Source organism: Viridibacillus arenosi (genome assembly GCF_001955655.1).
Lineage (GTDB): Bacteria > Bacillota > Bacilli > Bacillales_A > Planococcaceae > Viridibacillus > Viridibacillus arenosi.
This window is the reverse complement of sequence record NZ_MSPW01000002.1, coordinates 11,967-28,597: the sequence shown is the minus strand read 5'-3', so window position 1 is coordinate 28,597 and position 16,631 is coordinate 11,967. Positions and strand designations below refer to the sequence as shown.

Genomic DNA, 16,631 nt, shown 5'->3' with positions numbered 1-16,631 from the left:
GGATACCTTTTCACTTAAATTTATTCATTCAATAACCTTTTAAATGACCTTGGTAACTTCTACCCTTTTATCAATAGCACCTCGGTTAACTTTGTTTCATCGAATATCCTTAACGCTCTTCACTGATAAAATAATATGAATAGCACCTAAAAATCCACCTCTACTAATCTTTAAGTAAAGGCGGATTCAAAATTTTGATTTTCTTTCTAAAGTAACTTATATCAATTTTATTTTTTAATAATCAATGTTATAACAAAATTCAATTTTAATTGGATTATAGGCTTGTATGATACTTTTTTAGTTTACACGTTGTACACTTCGTTTTCTTAACAATTGAGCGGTTTTTACCATTATCTCAAGCGCTGCTAAAGTTTCATCGGTTTTTCGTGTTTTTAAACCACAATCCGGATTAATCCAGCACTGTTCTGGTGAGATAACTTCAAGACTGTCATTTACTACAGCAACCATTTCATCTATTTCAGGAATTCTTGGACTATGAATATCGTACACACCTAAACCAATACTATTTGTATATGTTGCATTTTTGAAAGCCCCAATAATTTCACCGTGACTTTTCGATGTTTCAATTGAAATAACATCCGCATCAAGCGCATGGATTGGTTCAATAAAATCATTAAATTCACAATAGCACATATGCGTATGAATTTGCGTCTCATCTTCAACTCCTGATGTAGCTAATTTAAAGGCATCCACTGACCAGTCCAAATAAGCATCATGTTTTGAGGACTTTAATGGTAAACCCTCTCTAAGTGCAGGTTCGTCGACTTGAATAATACGAATACCAGCAGTCTCTAATGCTTCAATTTCCTGACGTAGTGCCAAGGCAATTTGTTGAGCTACAATACTACGTGGAACATCATCACGAACAAATGACCAATTTAAAATCGTAATTGGCCCTGTCAACATACCTTTAACAGGTTTAGTTGTTAACGATTGTGCGTACACTGTTTCATCGAGCGTCATTGGTTTTTCCCACTTAACATCTCCATAAATAATTGGTGGTTTAACGCAACGTGATCCATATGAAACGACCCATGCTTTTTCTGTAAATGCAAATCCAACAAGCTTTTCTCCAAAGTATTCAACCATATCTGTTCTTTCAAATTCACCATGAACTAAAACATCAAGTTCTAGTTCTTCTTGGTACGTAATCCATTTATTTATTTCTTTTTTTATGAAATCATCATGTTGTTCCTTATCAATTAGTCCTTTTTTCAACTGTGAACGATTGCGCTTCACTTCAGCTGTTTGCGGAAAGCTACCAATTGTTGTTGTCGGAAAGTCTGGTAATTGTAAAATCTTTTGCTGACGATCTTTTCGAATAGCATATGATGATTGACGAGTTATTTGAATTTCACTCAACCTTTTAATATTCTTCTGGACTTCTCCTTGTTGACGTACTGAGCTGCTATTTAGCAATTCTCTAGTTAATCTGTTTTGTTCGAAGGCCTCTTGATCCGCATCACGATTATTTGTCAAAGCGTTTTTCAAAATAGCCAACTCTTGTAACTTTTCATTAGCAAATGCTAAGTTTTCATATAACTCTTTTGATAATTTCGTTTCTGCTGTTAGACTTACTGGCACATGCATTAGGCTACATGATGGCTGAATCCACAGATGATTAGGGGAAACTAAACTTTCTAATTCAATTAGCATTTCAGATGATTGTTGTAAAGGAGTAATCCAAATGTCACGACCATTAATAATTCCCGCTGCTAGAACCTTATCTTTTGGAAATCCAATTTTTTTGATATTAGAAATATTCTCTTCTAGACCATGTACAAAGTCTAGCCCGATGCCTTCTACAGGTAATTTAATCAATTCTTCATACCATTCTACTGACTCGAAATATGTTTGCAGCAGCAATTTACTAGAGTAATTTACAGTGTTTAGTTGTTCATATATTTCTGAGATTAGTTCCATATCATCCTTAGATAAAGAAGTTGATAGAATCGGTTCTTCTATTTGAATCCATTTTGCACCTGCTGCAGAAAGTTCACTCAATAGTTGACTATAGACTTTGATTAACTGAAGTAAATATGACGGCTTATTCAGCGTTGCAACTTCTTTTGTTAAAAAATAAAATGTCCCTGGGCCTATAATTGTAGGCTTTAGCTCTGTATTAAAGTTTTCCTTCGCTTCTAAATAATAGCGCAATGGTTTATTGTTCAATAATTTTAAAGTTTGTCCTTCATACTCAGGTACAATATAGTGATAGTTCGTATTAAACCACTTTGTCATTTCACTTGCAGAAGCAGATTGATTTCCACGTGCCATAGCGTAGTAAGTTTCTAGAGATACTAAATCTGAATTCCATTTATAACGTGCAGGAATAATTCCAAACATTGCTGCTAAATCTAACATACGATCGTAGTATGTAAAATCACCTACGGTTACTAAGTCAATCTTTGCATCTAGCTGAACTTGAATATTTGCTAATCTATACTCTTTCATCTGAGCTTCGAATTGTTGTTCACTTATTTCTTTTGACCAAAAAGCTTCGATAGTTTTTTTCCATTCACGATTAGGCCCGATATATGGATATCCAATAACTGTACTTTTCATCTTTCAATCCTCCAATTCAATAAAAAACCACCAATTAATGAAAAACATTAAAAGGTGGTTGATGATTTTTAATATAGTAAATATCGAAAAAAATCAGGAATAATAAAAAATGACACACTATTCCCTTTCAAATTCGCTTATCGTACTAGGATATAATAATCCTTGAAAAAATCTCTCTAACACCTCCTATCCGCGTAGGTTTTTTGGTGTGTACTAAACTAAGGCAGGTCTCCTGGCTTGTCATCATCGCTTACTTTTCCTTCCCATCACAAATCTAACAGTGGATTTTAAAGTTTGCTCCAACATACAGTTGCGGGACAGCATCGGATTCTAACCGATTTCCCTTTTAAGCGACTATCTATTTAAGATAGCGCACCTTAGCCTACACGATATTCAATTGTTCACTTACTATAACACACAAACTATAAATTGTTCAGTATATTCTAAATATAAAAATAATTATATTTTATATGATTACCAAACCGTTAAATACAGTTTTTTTAGTATAATTATTAGTTACACTTTCATCTTTTAATCAATACTAGCTTCAATCAAATCATGTGGGTAATATACAAGTTCGTTATATACACTTGTATAAGCCTTTTCTAGCTTTCCTAATTCTTCTTCAATATTTTCAATTTCACAATTTTCAATGGAGCTTTCAATCACGTTCTTCGCCTGTAATAAAGTACAAACTGTATCTGTTACTTGTGAGAGCATCACCCTCGATTTTAACTGTAATTTAAACTCTTCAATATTCATTCATATTCCCCTTATCTGTTCAATAAAAAAACACCTTTTATCAATTAATAAAAGATGTTTTTATGATTAATTAATATGTTCCCTGTTTCGACAATACATACTAGAATAAACGTTTCTAAACAGAGAAACAGAAGTTTTAATCGCTTCTAAATCCTCATTAGTCCAAACGCTTTCTCTAATACGCTGTCGTACAGTGATCATATAAATAGGGTTTCTATTCATTATCACATAACACCTCCTATCCACGTAGGTTTTTGGTGTGTACTAAACTAGGCAGGTCTCCTGGCTTGTCATCATCGCTCACTTTTCCCTTCCCATTACAGTTCTAACAGTGGATCTAAAAGTTTGCTCCTACATACAGTTGCGGGACAGCATCGGATTCTAACCGATTTCCCTTTTAAGCAGCTATCTATTGAAAATAGTGCACCCAATTCTACACATTATTCAGTTGTATCACCATCTTACCATAATGTAATACAAATATTCATAATATTATTTACATGTAATTTAAAAAAGGATTTATGTTGAATATAAATTATTGATTGAATTTTCGATAGAATATTAGTATTTCTGTATACTAATAGCAAAGTGTATGCTTCTTATTATAGATATAAATGATTTATTCAATGGGGTGTTTAAAATGGAGGGGTTCTATTTTCAACTACTATTTCAAAAAAATTTGATATTATTTAGATAAACCATATTAATGTGCCAAAATATATTTTATAAAGAGCAAGCAACTGTTCTAAAATTCAAACAGTTGCTGTTGTTTATACAATGTTCTTTTATTCATCTTATTAAGGCCTGGACAGTACTGCAAAAAGTTTTATCTAATACCAATATATTAAGCTTCTTCACCCTCATGGCTAAATTGCCATTCGATACCAAACTTATCCTTTAAACTTCCATAGCATTTGCTCCAAAATGTTTCTTGTAGCTCCATACCAACTTTACCGCCAACTTTTAGTGCTTCAAAAGCAGATTTAAGTTCTTCTTCATTGTCACTAACAGCGGCTAAGCTAACATTATTCCCTAATATAAAAGGAGAACCAGGGAAAACATCCGAAAACATAACATTACTTCCAAGTATGTTTAGTCGAGTATGCATGACTAAATCTTTTGCTTCCTCTGGTAAAGTATATTCAGGATTTTGTGGCGAATCACCAAAAGTCATAATTTCTGGTTTCTCTGTGTTAAAAACCTCTGCATAAAACTCCGCTGCTTCGCGACAATTTCCATTAAAATTAAGATACACATTAATAGCCATTTAGCACACTCCTCTTTTCACTTCATATTGTTTCAAACATAATTACATTCTAATTTTATATTTCCAACATATAGTAGTCAAATTTTTCAGTTATATAACTCGTAATTAGAATTTTTTCAACCCAATAAAAAAAACCACGTACCACAAAGTTGAAGTACGCGGCTTAAGCAAATCAGACTTGGACGTCAATAGTTGCCCCTTTATAAGGGTGCGCCGCTTGAGCAGGCTCTGGCATTGCTTCTAATAGCTGTACAGCTGCTGTCGCTTGCATATTCATCGAATTTTGCAAAACGCTCATTTGTACGGTTTGTTGAAGCTGTGCAAGATCCATTGACATCATAGAGTTAATATCCATTAGTATCACTCCCTTATCTTTAATAGTATCGGAAATTCCAAGATATTATTAAATGCATGCAAAAAATCCATTGTAATATTTACATATCCAAGGGAACTATCTTTCATCGTAATTCGTAGAAAGCTCTGAACTTTCAATTGTAACCGTGCAGTCCGTTTCACCATATTTGCCATAAGCCGCATGATAAGTAGGACCTACACCTTGTTTAAAACCAAATGAATGGCGGATGCCTGCTGAGATGAATTTTTTCGCCTCAATAACAGCTTCTGGTACAGCTTGACCTTTTGCTAAACCCGCTGTGATTGCTGCGGAGTATGTACAGCCCGCACCATTTGTATGGATTGTATCGAATCGTGGCGCCTCCAACAAATAGAATTGTTCACCATCATATAATACATCAATTGCAGGGCCTTCTAATCGCCCGCCTTTAACAAGTACATATCGTGGTCCTAATTCGTGTAATTTCTTTGCCGCTACTTTTAAATCTTCTACAGAATTTAACTCCATGCCGTCTAGTAAATAAGAAGCTTCTGGCATATTCGGTGTGATGATCGTTGCTAGAGGAATTAGTTGCGTACGCATCGCTTCCATAGCATCTTCTTTTAATAATGCGGAACCGATTTTCCCAATCATTACAGGGTCTACAACAATTTTTTTCACACCGGATCGTTGAATCCACTTAACCACATTTATTATTATTTCATGTGTGAAAAGCATTCCTGTTTTAATTGCATCTGCACCGATATCTTCTAAAATCGTGTGAATTTGTGCCTCAATCGCTTCAACTGATTGCGGGAAAATCCCTTGTCCTGTGTGAGGATTTTTTGCCACAATAGCCGTAATAGCTGATGTACCAAACACATCTAGCTCCTGAAAAGTTTTGATATCTGCTTGAATCCCTGCTCCACCGCGCGCTGCTGATCCTGCGATTGTTAATGCTCTGGAAACTGTCATATTGATTCTATCCCTTCATTTATCTTTCTATTAATTGTGCTTTACTAGTACCTTTAACTCTCTCTGTAATTGTCATCATGATTATTCTTATGGCAAAGATTCCAACTAATACCCAAAGTGTGTGTCCTAGAAGAATTGGATACTTTAGTGAAGCATGGTAAACTACTACACCCGCTAACCAAAGAAGTGAACTTTGCCAAGACCATTTCTTTTGTGGATCAATATGTCGACGCTTTAATAAATAATAATCAGCAAACAAAATACCATATAGCGGTGCAAAGACAGAACCTATGAAATACAAAAAGTCCTCATATGCAGATACACTTGAGGCAATTGCAATTACCACTGCTAGAACCGTGAATAGAACCGAAACATAACGCTCATTGGCTCTTGGAACAAAATTTTTAAAATTAATACCTGCAGAATACGAATCTAAAAATGTTGTTAAGACAGTAGATAATAACACAATCAATAGTGCGACTACACCTAGACCGCTCGCCATCAAAATCTCACTAATATCAGATGAACCAACGTAAAGACTACCACCAAGTCCGATGATAAACATAAATGTACTTCCTAGACTGTAACCTAGTACGCTCATTATTGTACCCATTTTCTGATGTTTCACATGGCGTGTATAGTCTCCAATCAAAGGTAACCATGAAAGAGACATAACTGCACTCAACTCTACAGCTGTACTGAATTTCATCGTTGCATCGGGTACTGTCCCAACTCCTCCTCCACCAAAAATAACGGAAGTTAAAATAATCGTAAAACCAAATAATATCGTCACTGCAACAATATTCAGCCTTGAAATTTTCTTCAAACCAAATAATACCCACATCACAAGAATAGTACCGATTAAAATACTCCACAGTGCTTGAAAATCAAATGCAAATAACTCTTTAGAAATACCATTTAATGCAATTGAACCTGTTGCAATCATTACCGAAGCCCAGCCAACAAGTTGTAGCATATTCAAAATTGTTAAACCATAAGAGCCATATGTACCAAAGGAAATACGCGTTGCTTGTAAAGCTGTTACACGACTATTCGCACTAATCCACGCGGATAAAAATAATATAGTTGCCCCGATTACATGACCCAGAATAATTGCCTGAATCCCTTTCGTTAAACCTAGTGGGGCTAATAGTGAGCCTGTAACAATTTCTGCAATCGATACAGAAGCTCCAACCCAAAGAAAGAATTGGCTAATGGTCGTTGTATTATATGTATTATTCATGTTAGCCTCTATTCTTTTCACAAATATTTTCAGAATTATTCGCTATTGTACCTTAATATATGATTATATTAAAAGGACCAATATTGGATAAAATGATAAGGTCAGTTTACTTCTTTGTGAAAAGAAAAATGACTTCTCCTAACATTAATAAAAGTACGAATTAGCTCCCATCATTTCGGAGGGCACTGAAAAAGTCCGTAAAATGAATTTTAGCCATGGCGGAAACGATTAATCGTTTCTGACATGGCTTTTTCTTCGATCCCGTTAATTTCCATTCCGGCGGATGCTTTCCTGGGGACGGACCTTGAGCCTCCTCGTCACTAACGCTCCTACGAGGTCTCAAGATGTTCGCTAGTTCCCCAAGGGGTCTCCGCCTGCACTCCAATCAACTAGTTTGATCGTTTTTCTGATTTTTCCATTCTTTCCGATTCACACCTAACCCTTTAAATGAAAAGTATACCTGGGCAGGTCTTTTTTCGTACATCTTTGACCATGTCATGTTTAGTTGAATGAACAGCTGAAGAATCCTATACTTGGCGCGATTTTTTAGAGTCCACGTTACAATTCGTCCTTGTCTAGTTCTGCCTGCGTATTGAATAATTATTCTGTGCACACTACTTAATCTACAATAAGAGCTTATAAGGTAGCCGCACTTATTCAATAGTACTGAATCTTTAATCAACTACTTTATCCACGTCCAGCTTGGAAGGATGGGTATAAAGTCATCCCACCATCAGCAAATAATGTAATCCCTGTTACATAGCTTGCTTGGGAGGAGGCAAGCCATGCTGCTGCCGCTGCAATTTCTTCCGGTTTTCCAATATACCCCATCGGAATCATACTTTCAACATCAGCACGTTTTTCTGGGTCAGCAAATTTTTCAGCATTAATTGGCGTATTGATAGCTCCTGGCCCAATATTATTTACACGAATTCCCTTTGGGGCATATTCTAAAGCTAATGTTTCTGTCATTAACTTAATACCACCTTTACTAGCAGCATAGTGCACAAACAATGGCCAAGGAATTTTCTCGTGAACACTAGACATATTGATAACGGTACCTTTAATATCATGCTCGACAAAATATTTGATTGCTTCTCGGCTTCCTAAAAATGCACCTGTTAAATTCGTATTGATTACTTTATTCCAATCATTTAAGGGCATCTCATGTGAAGCTACTGGATTTTCTATACCTGCATTATTAATCATCACATCGAGCGTACCAAACTCTTTCACAGCTGACTGAATTAAATTTATAACATCCGATTCAACTGTAACATCACCTTTTATCGCAATGGCTTCTCCATCTGCTTTTTTAATCTCTTCCACTACAGAATTTACATCTGCTTCATTAGAGCGATAATTAATCACAACTTTCGCTTTTTCTTCTCCAAAGCGAATTGCCATCGCTTTTCCCAGTCCCGTTGAGGCACCTGTAATGACAACAACTTTTCCTTTTAAATCTGGATACATAACTTAGCTCTCCTATCCTTTTGCAATTCCTAAAATAATTCCAGCCGCGATAATTAAAACAATCCCAATGATAATAGCAATGAATTGACGTTTTGTTTTCTTCTCACCTAATATAAATATTCCACCTAACGTCGAAATTACAATTCCCATTTGAGAAAGGGAAAAACTTGTTGCTACACCTACGCGGGGTTGAGAAATAAATAAAAACATATTTCCAGCTGCCCAGATTAAACCTGGAATAATATTGCGAATTGCATATTTGTTAAATGGTTTATGCTTAAATGTCAATAAAATACCACCTAGAACCATTCCAATTGCTTGAGGAAATAAAGCAGACCATCCATTTATATCAAATAAGCGTATCACTACTACATAAACTAAATAACCAAAGGTTGAAACAAGTAAAATCAATATTCCCTTTTTAAAATTCCCTGCTTCTGCTTTTTGTTTCTCTTCCTCGTTTTGAAGTGATGTGAGTACGACTCCAGTAATGATACAAATAAGTGCAAGAACACCTAATACAATCGACATCGTAGTGGACCATTCATGAAACACAATTACTCCAAACAAAGTAGTGGAAACTAATTGCAACCCTGTAGAAATGGGCATTGTTTTAGAAACGCCCATTATATCAATACTTTTTAATTGATTTACTTGTCCTAATGCCCAAAATAAACCTGATACAATTCCTACACCGATAACTACCGGTGTTAACACCGGTTTCACAAAAATATAAATACCTATGGAGAAAAGAAGTGCACCTAGGGTTGTCCCTAGTACTTGACTATAGGGTCCTCCGCCAAGTTTAACATTAAATAACACAATGCTTCCCCAAAATAAAGCAGGTAAAATTGCTAGGAAGATATCCATTTTTTAAGCCTTTCTATATTAAATTTCATATTGATGCGAGTAAAATTTTAGTACAAAGATCTAAATCCTTCTCCAACAAAATGTTGAAATTTTGGTTCAACGCCCTTTTTGATTTGCTTTCTTTACCCATTCTGCAACTGTTACTGTATGCTTTGCTTGAATTCACTGCTGTTTGCACCTTCTTCAGCCCATCGCTAGTTAGTGCCATCCATACTGTAATAAATTACTGCTAATTTTATATCTTGCATTTTTTGTCTCCTTTATTGATGAATTTCATTCCACCTTACTATTCTTTCACTTTTTTCTATTTCTAATCCTTTTATCTAATTGAACCTATTTTTTATAAACTCATAATGGATTAACTGCATTAGAAAAAATTCATAGCGTTTTTATAGAACAGTAAAATGGAAGTCGGTAATATATGCAAATAAAGGACATACACGTAGAAACTTTGTCTTTGCTGATTTAGATGGAAATAAATTTGATGTGTGGAGTGAATTGAATCCGAAATTTAATAAACAAAAACATGAAAAGCAATTAGATAATAACCATCTGCATAAGTTTATAGTTAATCACTGTAGAAACCCCTAAACGAACTAAAAAAGAGCATGTTATGAACGTAGATTGTTCAAAACATGCTCTTATTAGTCCTCAAAAAGGCATTTAAAATAGCTACTTCAGTATTAAACTCGAGAAAGGTTGCTTTTGATTTTTAGCAATAGTAAGTTCAGTTTCTAATTAGCTTTTATGAAAAAGAACTTAACCAGAATTAATTATTAACAAGACGTCATTTAAATACTGTCATTAACTTTCATGACAAATTAAGAACGAATATTCTTGAAAGCTTCTGATTGTTCTCTAATTCCTTTTTCAACAGCAAAACGTTCAATGCTTGAAGCTCCAAAGAAACCACAAATACCTTCCACTTTGTTGATCACATATTCAGCATCTGCTGGTTCAGCAATTGGTCCACCATGGCAAATAACTAAAATATCTGGATTGATAAAACGACCAGCTTCAATTATTTTTTGAATTCGTTCCTCACAATCCAATGTTAATGCGGTATGTGCGCCAATTGTTCCTTTTGTCGTCAACCCCATGTGAGCAACTAAGATTTATTGTTTAGTTGTTAGCATAGCTTTCCAATCAATCGTACCATCTTTCACTTTTTGACGATTTTCTTTATCCATAATATCTTTTGGTCGATTACCTTTTGGCCAGTCTTTATCGTGATTAGCCCATACTGGACGGTCTTGAGATAAGATGAATGCCGCTAAATCTGATGCATCTTGATCAGTTAGAGTTCCTTCACCACCAGCTGGCATATTATTTTTTACATATCCTGCAAGTTTTGAAAGACGTGCTAAACCCGCTCCATCATTAAAAGAATCTTCTCCCCATAATGCAGGGCCAGTATTTGGACCAGTGCCAGCTCCATCTGCAGCATGACATGTAATACATGATTTTTGATAGATTTCTTCACCATTAGCAACACTTGGAACAGGTACATTTTCCATTGAATTGTTCATACGCCAAGGCATATCTGCACCTACTGGAATATCTTTAGAAATATATTTAAAATAAGATACAATTGCTTCAAGTTCATCACTATTTGCTTCAAACTTCTTCCCATTCATACTTCTGACCATGCAACCATTAATACGTTCTTCTATCGTTACAATACCTCCAGAACGTTCAATATACTGCGGATAAACAGCAGTCATTCCAACTAATGAAGAAGAGTTCTCATCTAATCCCGCTCCAGCATGACAACTTGTACAAGTTAAATTGTTTCCTACATATTGCTCTGCTTTGTTGTTAGTATCATTTACTAATTCATATCCAAAGAGAATGGACTCACCCATCTCTCCCTCTGGTACATCGTCTAAACTTGGAGGATTATAAGAAAGATTTTTATCATTTGAACTTTTCGCACTCGCTGTTACCATTTCTGTTGCATCTAAACCTTCAACAAAGAATGCTTTTGTAAGCCATACTCCCCCAAGTATTGCTCCAATAAACAAAAGGCCAACGGCTATTCCTGTGCCTGATTTCATAAAATCATCTCCATTGCGTTTGTTACCCTTATATTAACTTAAATAGAAAATGTAATCAGTAATTGCCAGTGAATAAAATGGGTATTTTTAGTAAATGTCAGTTATTCGACACAAAATATGTTATTTCATTTTGTAGGCAAAAGAAAAAGCCAATAGCAAAAACTACTGACTTTACTTTAATATTATTTAGATTAACCCAAGAATGCTTTTAACATCCAAACATGTTTATCAAGACTTTGATAGGTAGCATTTAATAAATCTTCCGTCATGTCATCTTCTTCTTTTGCAGCTTCATCCATTCCTGATTTTAAGGATTTCATCATGATCTCAAAATCGCTAATAACAGTTTCAACCATTTCGTTTGTTGATTCGTTACCAGTCGCTTCTTTTACATTCGAAATTTCCAAATGCTCTTTTAATGTTGCTACAGGCTGTCCACCTAAAGTTAATATTCGTTCAGCGATTTCATCTAAATGAGTTGCGGCTTCATTGTACAATTCCTCAAATTTCTCATGTAGCGTAAAGAAAGATGGTCCTTTCACATACCAATGGTAGTTATGTAATTTTGTATAAAGCACCGACCATGAAGCTACTAGTTGATTTAATTCATTTTGTAAAGCTGACATAAAACTTTCACACTCCTCTTTCTGTTTTAAGCACTATACTGTTAATATACCGCTATTTTAAGTAAAATAAACATGAAGAAATCATTGAGGTGAAATAAATGTCGATTGCTTGGATTGCCATAATGCCTGTTGTTATTTTGACAGTAGCTTTAGCAAGTTATTTAATTTACTATATCGCAAAAAACAACCAAAAAGATTCACATAAAACGATTGATCCTAAACCAACGCAGCCTTTTTATACTGCCGAGAAAGAAGAAAAGTAAATGAAGTATATTTTCAAATTCCTTATTCGCATTTATCAAAAAGCGATTTCACCTTTGACTCCACCATCTTGTCGCTTCTACCCAACATGCTCAAATTACGGGTTGGAAGCGATTGAAAAACACGGTGCTTTTAAAGGCGCTTACCTAGCAATCCGTCGCATTTTACGCTGTAATCCACTACATCCAGGTGGATATGACCCTGTACCAGAAGAATGGCCACCGAAAAAAGATTAATTTCGGGGCTTTTTTTATTGTGTTTTTTTATAAACTCTTGTATGATAAAACATGTCGAAAGAACAAATCGTAATGATTACTATTTAAGGGGTGCTTATATGAAAAAGACTCTATCTATATTTTTAATTGCTATACTCGCTTTATTTACCGTTGCCTGTAATGCAGATGACCAAGTAAATCAGGATAAAAGTAATAAAGACGTACTTTCTATTTACACAACTGTTTATCCTTTAACTTACTTTGCAGAACGGATTGGCGGTAGTCATGTTGAAGTTAATTCAATTTATCCTCCTGGATCAAATGAACATTCATTTGACCCAACTCAAAAGGATATGATGAATTTAGCAGATGCGGATTTATTTTTCTATGTTGGTTTAGGTTTAGAAGGCTTCGTTGAAAATGCCCAAAAAACATTAAAAAATGAAAATGTAGAACTTATTGAAACTGCCGCTAATGTATCCGAAGAAAAACTAGACGTTAGTACAAGTGTTGCACATGAACATGAAGCTGAAGAAGAAGATCATGATCATGCACATGGTGATATTGACCCTCACGTATGGCTTTCACCTATCATCAGCCAAGATTTAGCACTTTCTATTAAAGACGCTTTAGTAAAAACTCAACCAAATCATAAAGAAGAATTTGAAAAAAATTACAAGTCTTTAATCTCAGAGCTTCAAGATTTAGATAAAGAATTCAAAGAAATGGCAGATAATGCCCCTTCTAAAACATTCTTTGTATCTCATTCTGCATTTGGCTACATTGCTGGGACATACGGATTAACTCAAATTTCCGTAGCCGGGTTGAATTCCCAAGACGAACCCTCTCAAAAAGAATTAACGAAAATTGTAGATCAAGCAAAAGAGAATCATATTCACTATATCCTGTTTGAACAAAATGTTTCTTCTAAGTTAGCAGAAGTCATCCAAAAAGAAGTAGGTGCAGAACCACTTACTCTTCACAATTTAAGTGTTCTTACAGATGAGGACATTAAAAACGATGAAACATACTTTACTTTAATGAAAAAAGATATCGAGACATTAAAAAAGGCTTTGCATGAATCAAAATAATATGTGTTAAACAAAAAATAAACCCGTACAAAGAGTCCGTATAATGGCTCTATGCACGGGTTTTTAATTTTCACTTTATTACCAAGTATTTACCCAACTAATCCACCATTCGTTTTTTAAAGGTAACCACTGTAGCTATAGCTGCTACTATAATCCATCCAATAATCACTGCAAATGGCTTAATCAAATCCCCTAAAGCATAACTTTTTTCAAGTAGCTCTCCCAAAAGAATAATTTGAACACTTGGAAGCCATTCGACAACTTTCAATATAGGATAATTTTCAATGAACGCCATCCCCATAGGTCCTAATGAAAATATAGCTAGTACGGGTAATACAATCACAGACGATTCCATTACGGACTTAGCAAAAAGGCCTAAAAATGTTCCGACAGCTATATAAAATACTGCTGATAACATTAGTGCTAATGCCATCACTACTAAATTCCCTGGCATATACCCTGAGAAATACATACATCCCCCTACAATAAGCATAGTTGATATAAATGTTAATGTACTTTTACCAATTAGGATTTCAGAAGTCGATGCTGGAGATAACATTAAACTCCTCAGCGTATTCTTCTCTTTCTCTTCAGCAATCAAGCAACATTGGACGTAAGTGGCTACCATTGAAAATGTAATGTTAATCGACATAAAGTACCCTTGAATTGTATCGACACCCATTCGAGCATACATAGCTGCTAAAATTAGCGGTAAAAAGATCATTGATGATACCGCTATATTACGCGAAAACTCCTTGTAGTCTTTCACTAATATTGCTTGGATTCTTTTAACTGATGTGTTCATAGTAGTTCCCTCCCCGTTACTTGTACGAAAATATCCCCTAAACTCGGTTCATTAGTAGATATACGTTCTACTTGATTATTTTGCATCCATTCAAACATTTGTTTAGCATCTTCTGCTCCTTTACCAATTATTTCCTTTTTACCATCTAATAGTTCAACTGTTAACGAGTCATCTCCAAATTGGCGTTTTAAGTCGGTTGGTGATCCAATTGCACGTATAGTCCCTTTATCCAAAAAAGCTACACGATTACAAAGTACCTCAGCTTCTGTCATATCATGCGTCGTTAAGAAAATTGTCGTTCCCATCTCATTTAATTTACGTAATCCAGCATAAATATGATTAGTGTTCACTGGATCCAGCGCAGAAGTTGGCTCATCTAAAAATAACAATTCTGGTTTATGTAGAATAGCACGTGCTAATGTAACGCGTTGTATCATCCCTTTTGATAAAGTATTAACACGTTTCTTACGTTCTTCATATAAATTAACAAACTTGAGCGCCTCTTCAACTGATGAATCAGGTAAATTATATAATTTACTATATAATAGGAGGTTTTCTTCAATTGAAATCCTCGTATATAAACCACTATTATCTGTTAAGATTCCAAATCGACTACGTGCTGCAGGTTGTTGCAATGCTCTCGCATCACTATTAAAGACGCGTACATCTCCTCCAGATGCAGTAAGTTGCCCAGTTAAAATTTTTATCGTCGTTGTTTTACCCGACCCACTTGGTCCAAGGAAACCAAATATTTCCCCCTTTTTAATTTCAAAAGAAACATCTCGGATTGCCTTCTCCTTTTGAAAGCTCTTTTCTAAATGTTTTACTTCAATTATCGTTTCCATTAGTATTCCCCCTGTATTCGATCTTGACCTAAGAATACAAGAGGCTTCATGATCGTGCATTATATATCGGGTGAATGGAGTTATATGATGGTGAATGATATCAAATTATGTGTGAATGGAGGACGATTATTTCCTGAGAAATAATTTATATTCCGACTATTTTCTTTAATTCGACTAACTTACTTTTAGATAAAGGAACATGTGTTCTTTCATTACCAGATAATATTAAGCTATAGCTATTTTTAGTCCATGTAACAATTTCTCTAACCTTTTGTAAGTTTACAATATATGACCGATGACAACGGAAGAAACCAAATGGAACTAGACGGTGTTCGAGATCATTAAGTGTTAAGGTACATGGAAATGCATCTCCACTGACATATACATTCACTACTCCATCTACACTTTCAATATAGTCAATTTCAGGTGGATTAAATAATATGAATTTATCATTCAGCTTGGTAGGAATTTTCTCTAATTTAATTAGCTGATTTTCAGTTTCAGGTGTTTTCTCGAATTCTTTTCTCTCCTCTTGTAAATCCAATGGTTCTAATCCCGTTGTATCCAGACGATATAGTTGATCTGATGAACTCAGCAGATCTTCTAAGTTATTCGCCAATAAATATACAATATATCCTTTTTCCTTTAATGTTGTAATGACAATTTCGACAATACGTTTAGTTTCTACATCTAGATTTTGAAAAGGCTCTTCTAAAATATGTATAGGTTGCTCATGCATTAATAATTTGGCAAACCGAACTCTTTGAACTTGTACATCATTTAAATCCTTGATTTTCACACTTTCTTTATCCATCAAACCAGTAATTTTAAGAACATCCTCGAGTACCGCATTTGAATTATATAAAGCCCTTTCAAACTTCAGGCTTTCCATTACTGTTAATCGTTCGTAGCACCCTTCTTTTCTAAAATGAAAGTTTATTTGATTATTGTATTGGAGTTGTTGTACAATATATTCTATTTGTTCTACATCAGAGTATATGCCAGTTACAGCACCCTCATTAAATGGCAATTTGAACGAAGGACAAATTGTGACACCACCAATAACAGACTCAGGAATAACAATCTGTTGAAAATCTTTTGTCATATTTATTAACTTCCTCTCACAAATAATAAAATTATACAACATAATGGAAATTAATTCATTTAAACCAATTAAAATACATATGAAAACTGCTGAATTCGCCTAAAATCAATGCTATT

The 16,631-nt window shown here is 34.7% G+C and carries 16 protein-coding genes, 2 pseudogenes and 2 riboswitches; of the genes and pseudogenes, 4 read left to right on the top strand and 14 right to left on the bottom strand.

Features of this window, described 5'->3' with window-relative positions:
- Window positions 1–297 precede the first annotated feature (297 nt).
- From metE to BK137_RS04010, 8 genes are all read right to left on the bottom strand, one after another.
- Entirely contained in the window at window positions 298–2,586 is a 2,289-nt protein-coding gene (gene metE / locus BK137_RS04050; protein ID WP_038188096.1) for a 5-methyltetrahydropteroyltriglutamate--homocysteine S-methyltransferase, read from the bottom strand.
- Between the two features lie 205 nt (window positions 2,587–2,791).
- Window positions 2,792–2,981, bottom strand: a riboswitch (cobalamin riboswitch).
- A 136-nt stretch (window positions 2,982–3,117) separates the two neighbouring features.
- On the bottom strand, window positions 3,118–3,348 hold the full coding sequence (locus BK137_RS04045; protein ID WP_038188098.1) for a hypothetical protein: 231 nt from the start codon (window positions 3,346–3,348) through the stop codon (window positions 3,118–3,120).
- A gap of 255 nt (window positions 3,349–3,603) precedes the next feature.
- Window positions 3,604–3,794, bottom strand: a riboswitch (cobalamin riboswitch).
- A 398-nt stretch (window positions 3,795–4,192) separates the two neighbouring features.
- Window positions 4,193–4,615 carry a VOC family protein gene (locus BK137_RS04040; RefSeq protein WP_038188112.1) on the bottom strand — a complete coding sequence of 141 codons (423 nt, stop codon included), beginning with the start codon at window positions 4,613–4,615 and terminating at the stop codon, window positions 4,193–4,195.
- A gap of 172 nt (window positions 4,616–4,787) precedes the next feature.
- Window positions 4,788–4,970 (bottom strand): YjfB family protein, encoded by a 183-nt coding sequence (locus BK137_RS04035; RefSeq protein WP_038188115.1) that lies wholly within the window; start codon window positions 4,968–4,970, stop codon window positions 4,788–4,790.
- A 96-nt stretch (window positions 4,971–5,066) separates the two neighbouring features.
- Entirely contained in the window at window positions 5,067–5,924 is an 858-nt protein-coding gene (thiD, locus tag BK137_RS04030) for a bifunctional hydroxymethylpyrimidine kinase/phosphomethylpyrimidine kinase (RefSeq protein ID WP_051448791.1), read from the bottom strand.
- A gap of 19 nt (window positions 5,925–5,943) precedes the next feature.
- Window positions 5,944–7,167, bottom strand: a complete 1,224-nt coding sequence (cytX, locus tag BK137_RS04025) for a putative hydroxymethylpyrimidine transporter CytX (protein WP_038188129.1) — start codon at window positions 7,165–7,167, stop codon at window positions 5,944–5,946.
- A 687-nt stretch (window positions 7,168–7,854) separates the two neighbouring features.
- Complete coding sequence (gene gdh / locus BK137_RS04015) at window positions 7,855–8,640, bottom strand: glucose 1-dehydrogenase (protein ID WP_038188132.1); 786 nt, start codon at window positions 8,638–8,640, stop codon at window positions 7,855–7,857.
- 12 nt (window positions 8,641–8,652) lie between these two features.
- Window positions 8,653–9,510: a RhaT/GlcU family sugar-proton symporter gene (locus BK137_RS04010; protein WP_038188135.1), complete on the bottom strand. Its 858-nt coding sequence runs from the start codon at window positions 9,508–9,510 to the stop codon at window positions 8,653–8,655.
- Window positions 9,511–9,862: 352 nt separating this feature from the next.
- Between BK137_RS04010 and BK137_RS22585 the strand changes: the two are divergent.
- Window positions 9,863–10,101 (top strand): annotated as a pseudogene (locus BK137_RS22585) (hypothetical protein); the annotation flags it as partial.
- A 230-nt stretch (window positions 10,102–10,331) separates the two neighbouring features.
- Here the strand turns inward: BK137_RS22585 and BK137_RS04005 are convergent.
- The 3 genes and pseudogenes from BK137_RS04005 to BK137_RS03995 form a co-directional block, all read right to left on the bottom strand.
- Window positions 10,332–10,625 (bottom strand): annotated as a pseudogene (locus BK137_RS04005) (phosphoenolpyruvate hydrolase family protein); the annotation flags it as partial.
- Complete coding sequence (locus BK137_RS04000) at window positions 10,626–11,567, bottom strand: c-type cytochrome (RefSeq protein WP_038188139.1); 942 nt, start codon at window positions 11,565–11,567, stop codon at window positions 10,626–10,628.
- Window positions 11,568–11,758: 191 nt separating this feature from the next.
- On the bottom strand, window positions 11,759–12,193 hold the full coding sequence (locus BK137_RS03995) for a Dps family protein (protein ID WP_038188143.1): 435 nt from the start codon (window positions 12,191–12,193) through the stop codon (window positions 11,759–11,761).
- Window positions 12,194–12,291: 98 nt separating this feature from the next.
- Between BK137_RS03995 and BK137_RS22210 the strand changes: the two genes are divergently transcribed.
- The 3 genes from BK137_RS22210 to BK137_RS03985 all read left to right on the top strand — a co-directional run bounded on the left by BK137_RS22210 (window position 12,292) and on the right by BK137_RS03985 (window position 13,760).
- The gene (locus BK137_RS22210) at window positions 12,292–12,456 is read left to right on the top strand and encodes a hypothetical protein (RefSeq protein ID WP_155981199.1); all 165 of its coding nucleotides are present in this window, start codon (window positions 12,292–12,294) and stop codon (window positions 12,454–12,456) included.
- Complete coding sequence (gene yidD, locus BK137_RS03990; protein WP_038188145.1) at window positions 12,457–12,690, top strand: membrane protein insertion efficiency factor YidD; 234 nt, start codon at window positions 12,457–12,459, stop codon at window positions 12,688–12,690.
- Between the two features lie 98 nt (window positions 12,691–12,788).
- Complete coding sequence (locus BK137_RS03985; protein ID WP_038188148.1) at window positions 12,789–13,760, top strand: metal ABC transporter solute-binding protein, Zn/Mn family; 972 nt, start codon at window positions 12,789–12,791, stop codon at window positions 13,758–13,760.
- Window positions 13,761–13,857: 97 nt separating this feature from the next.
- Here BK137_RS03985 and BK137_RS03980 read toward each other — a convergent pair whose 3' ends face one another.
- From BK137_RS03980 to BK137_RS03970, 3 genes are all read right to left on the bottom strand, one after another.
- Window positions 13,858–14,565, bottom strand: a complete 708-nt coding sequence (locus BK137_RS03980; protein WP_038188151.1) for an ABC transporter permease — start codon at window positions 14,563–14,565, stop codon at window positions 13,858–13,860.
- Complete coding sequence (locus BK137_RS03975; protein ID WP_038188154.1) at window positions 14,562–15,410, bottom strand: ABC transporter ATP-binding protein; 849 nt, start codon at window positions 15,408–15,410, stop codon at window positions 14,562–14,564. Before BK137_RS03975 ends, BK137_RS03980 begins: the two co-directional genes overlap by 4 nt.
- A gap of 145 nt (window positions 15,411–15,555) precedes the next feature.
- Complete coding sequence (locus tag BK137_RS03970; RefSeq protein WP_038188157.1) at window positions 15,556–16,515, bottom strand: response regulator transcription factor; 960 nt, start codon at window positions 16,513–16,515, stop codon at window positions 15,556–15,558.
- Window positions 16,516–16,631 lie beyond the last annotated feature (116 nt).

Coding starts and splice junctions, on each gene's coding strand:
- BK137_RS22210 (WP_155981199.1), top strand. CDS start 12,292: ATGTCGATTGCTTGGATTGCCATAATGCCTGTTGTTATTTTGACAGTA.
- cytX (WP_038188129.1), bottom strand. CDS start 7,167: ATGAATAATACATATAATACAACGACCATTAGCCAATTCTTTCTTTGG.
- gdh (WP_038188132.1), bottom strand. CDS start 8,640: ATGTATCCAGATTTAAAAGGAAAAGTTGTTGTCATTACAGGTGCCTCA.
- BK137_RS03980 (WP_038188151.1), bottom strand. CDS start 14,565: ATGAACACATCAGTTAAAAGAATCCAAGCAATATTAGTGAAAGACTAC.
- BK137_RS04045 (WP_038188098.1), bottom strand. CDS start 3,348: ATGAATATTGAAGAGTTTAAATTACAGTTAAAATCGAGGGTGATGCTC.
- BK137_RS04040 (WP_038188112.1), bottom strand. CDS start 4,615: ATGGCTATTAATGTGTATCTTAATTTTAATGGAAATTGTCGCGAAGCA.
- BK137_RS03985 (WP_038188148.1), top strand. CDS start 12,789: ATGAAAAAGACTCTATCTATATTTTTAATTGCTATACTCGCTTTATTT.
- BK137_RS03995 (WP_038188143.1), bottom strand. CDS start 12,193: ATGTCAGCTTTACAAAATGAATTAAATCAACTAGTAGCTTCATGGTCG.
- BK137_RS04035 (WP_038188115.1), bottom strand. CDS start 4,970: ATGGATATTAACTCTATGATGTCAATGGATCTTGCACAGCTTCAACAA.
- BK137_RS03970 (WP_038188157.1), bottom strand. CDS start 16,515: ATGACAAAAGATTTTCAACAGATTGTTATTCCTGAGTCTGTTATTGGT.
- yidD (WP_038188145.1), top strand. CDS start 12,457: ATGAAGTATATTTTCAAATTCCTTATTCGCATTTATCAAAAAGCGATT.
- BK137_RS04000 (WP_038188139.1), bottom strand. CDS start 11,567: ATGAAATCAGGCACAGGAATAGCCGTTGGCCTTTTGTTTATTGGAGCA.
- thiD (WP_051448791.1), bottom strand. CDS start 5,924: ATGACAGTTTCCAGAGCATTAACAATCGCAGGATCAGCAGCGCGCGGT.
- BK137_RS04010 (WP_038188135.1), bottom strand. CDS start 9,510: ATGGATATCTTCCTAGCAATTTTACCTGCTTTATTTTGGGGAAGCATT.
- metE (WP_038188096.1), bottom strand. CDS start 2,586: ATGAAAAGTACAGTTATTGGATATCCATATATCGGGCCTAATCGTGAA.
- BK137_RS03975 (WP_038188154.1), bottom strand. CDS start 15,410: ATGGAAACGATAATTGAAGTAAAACATTTAGAAAAGAGCTTTCAAAAG.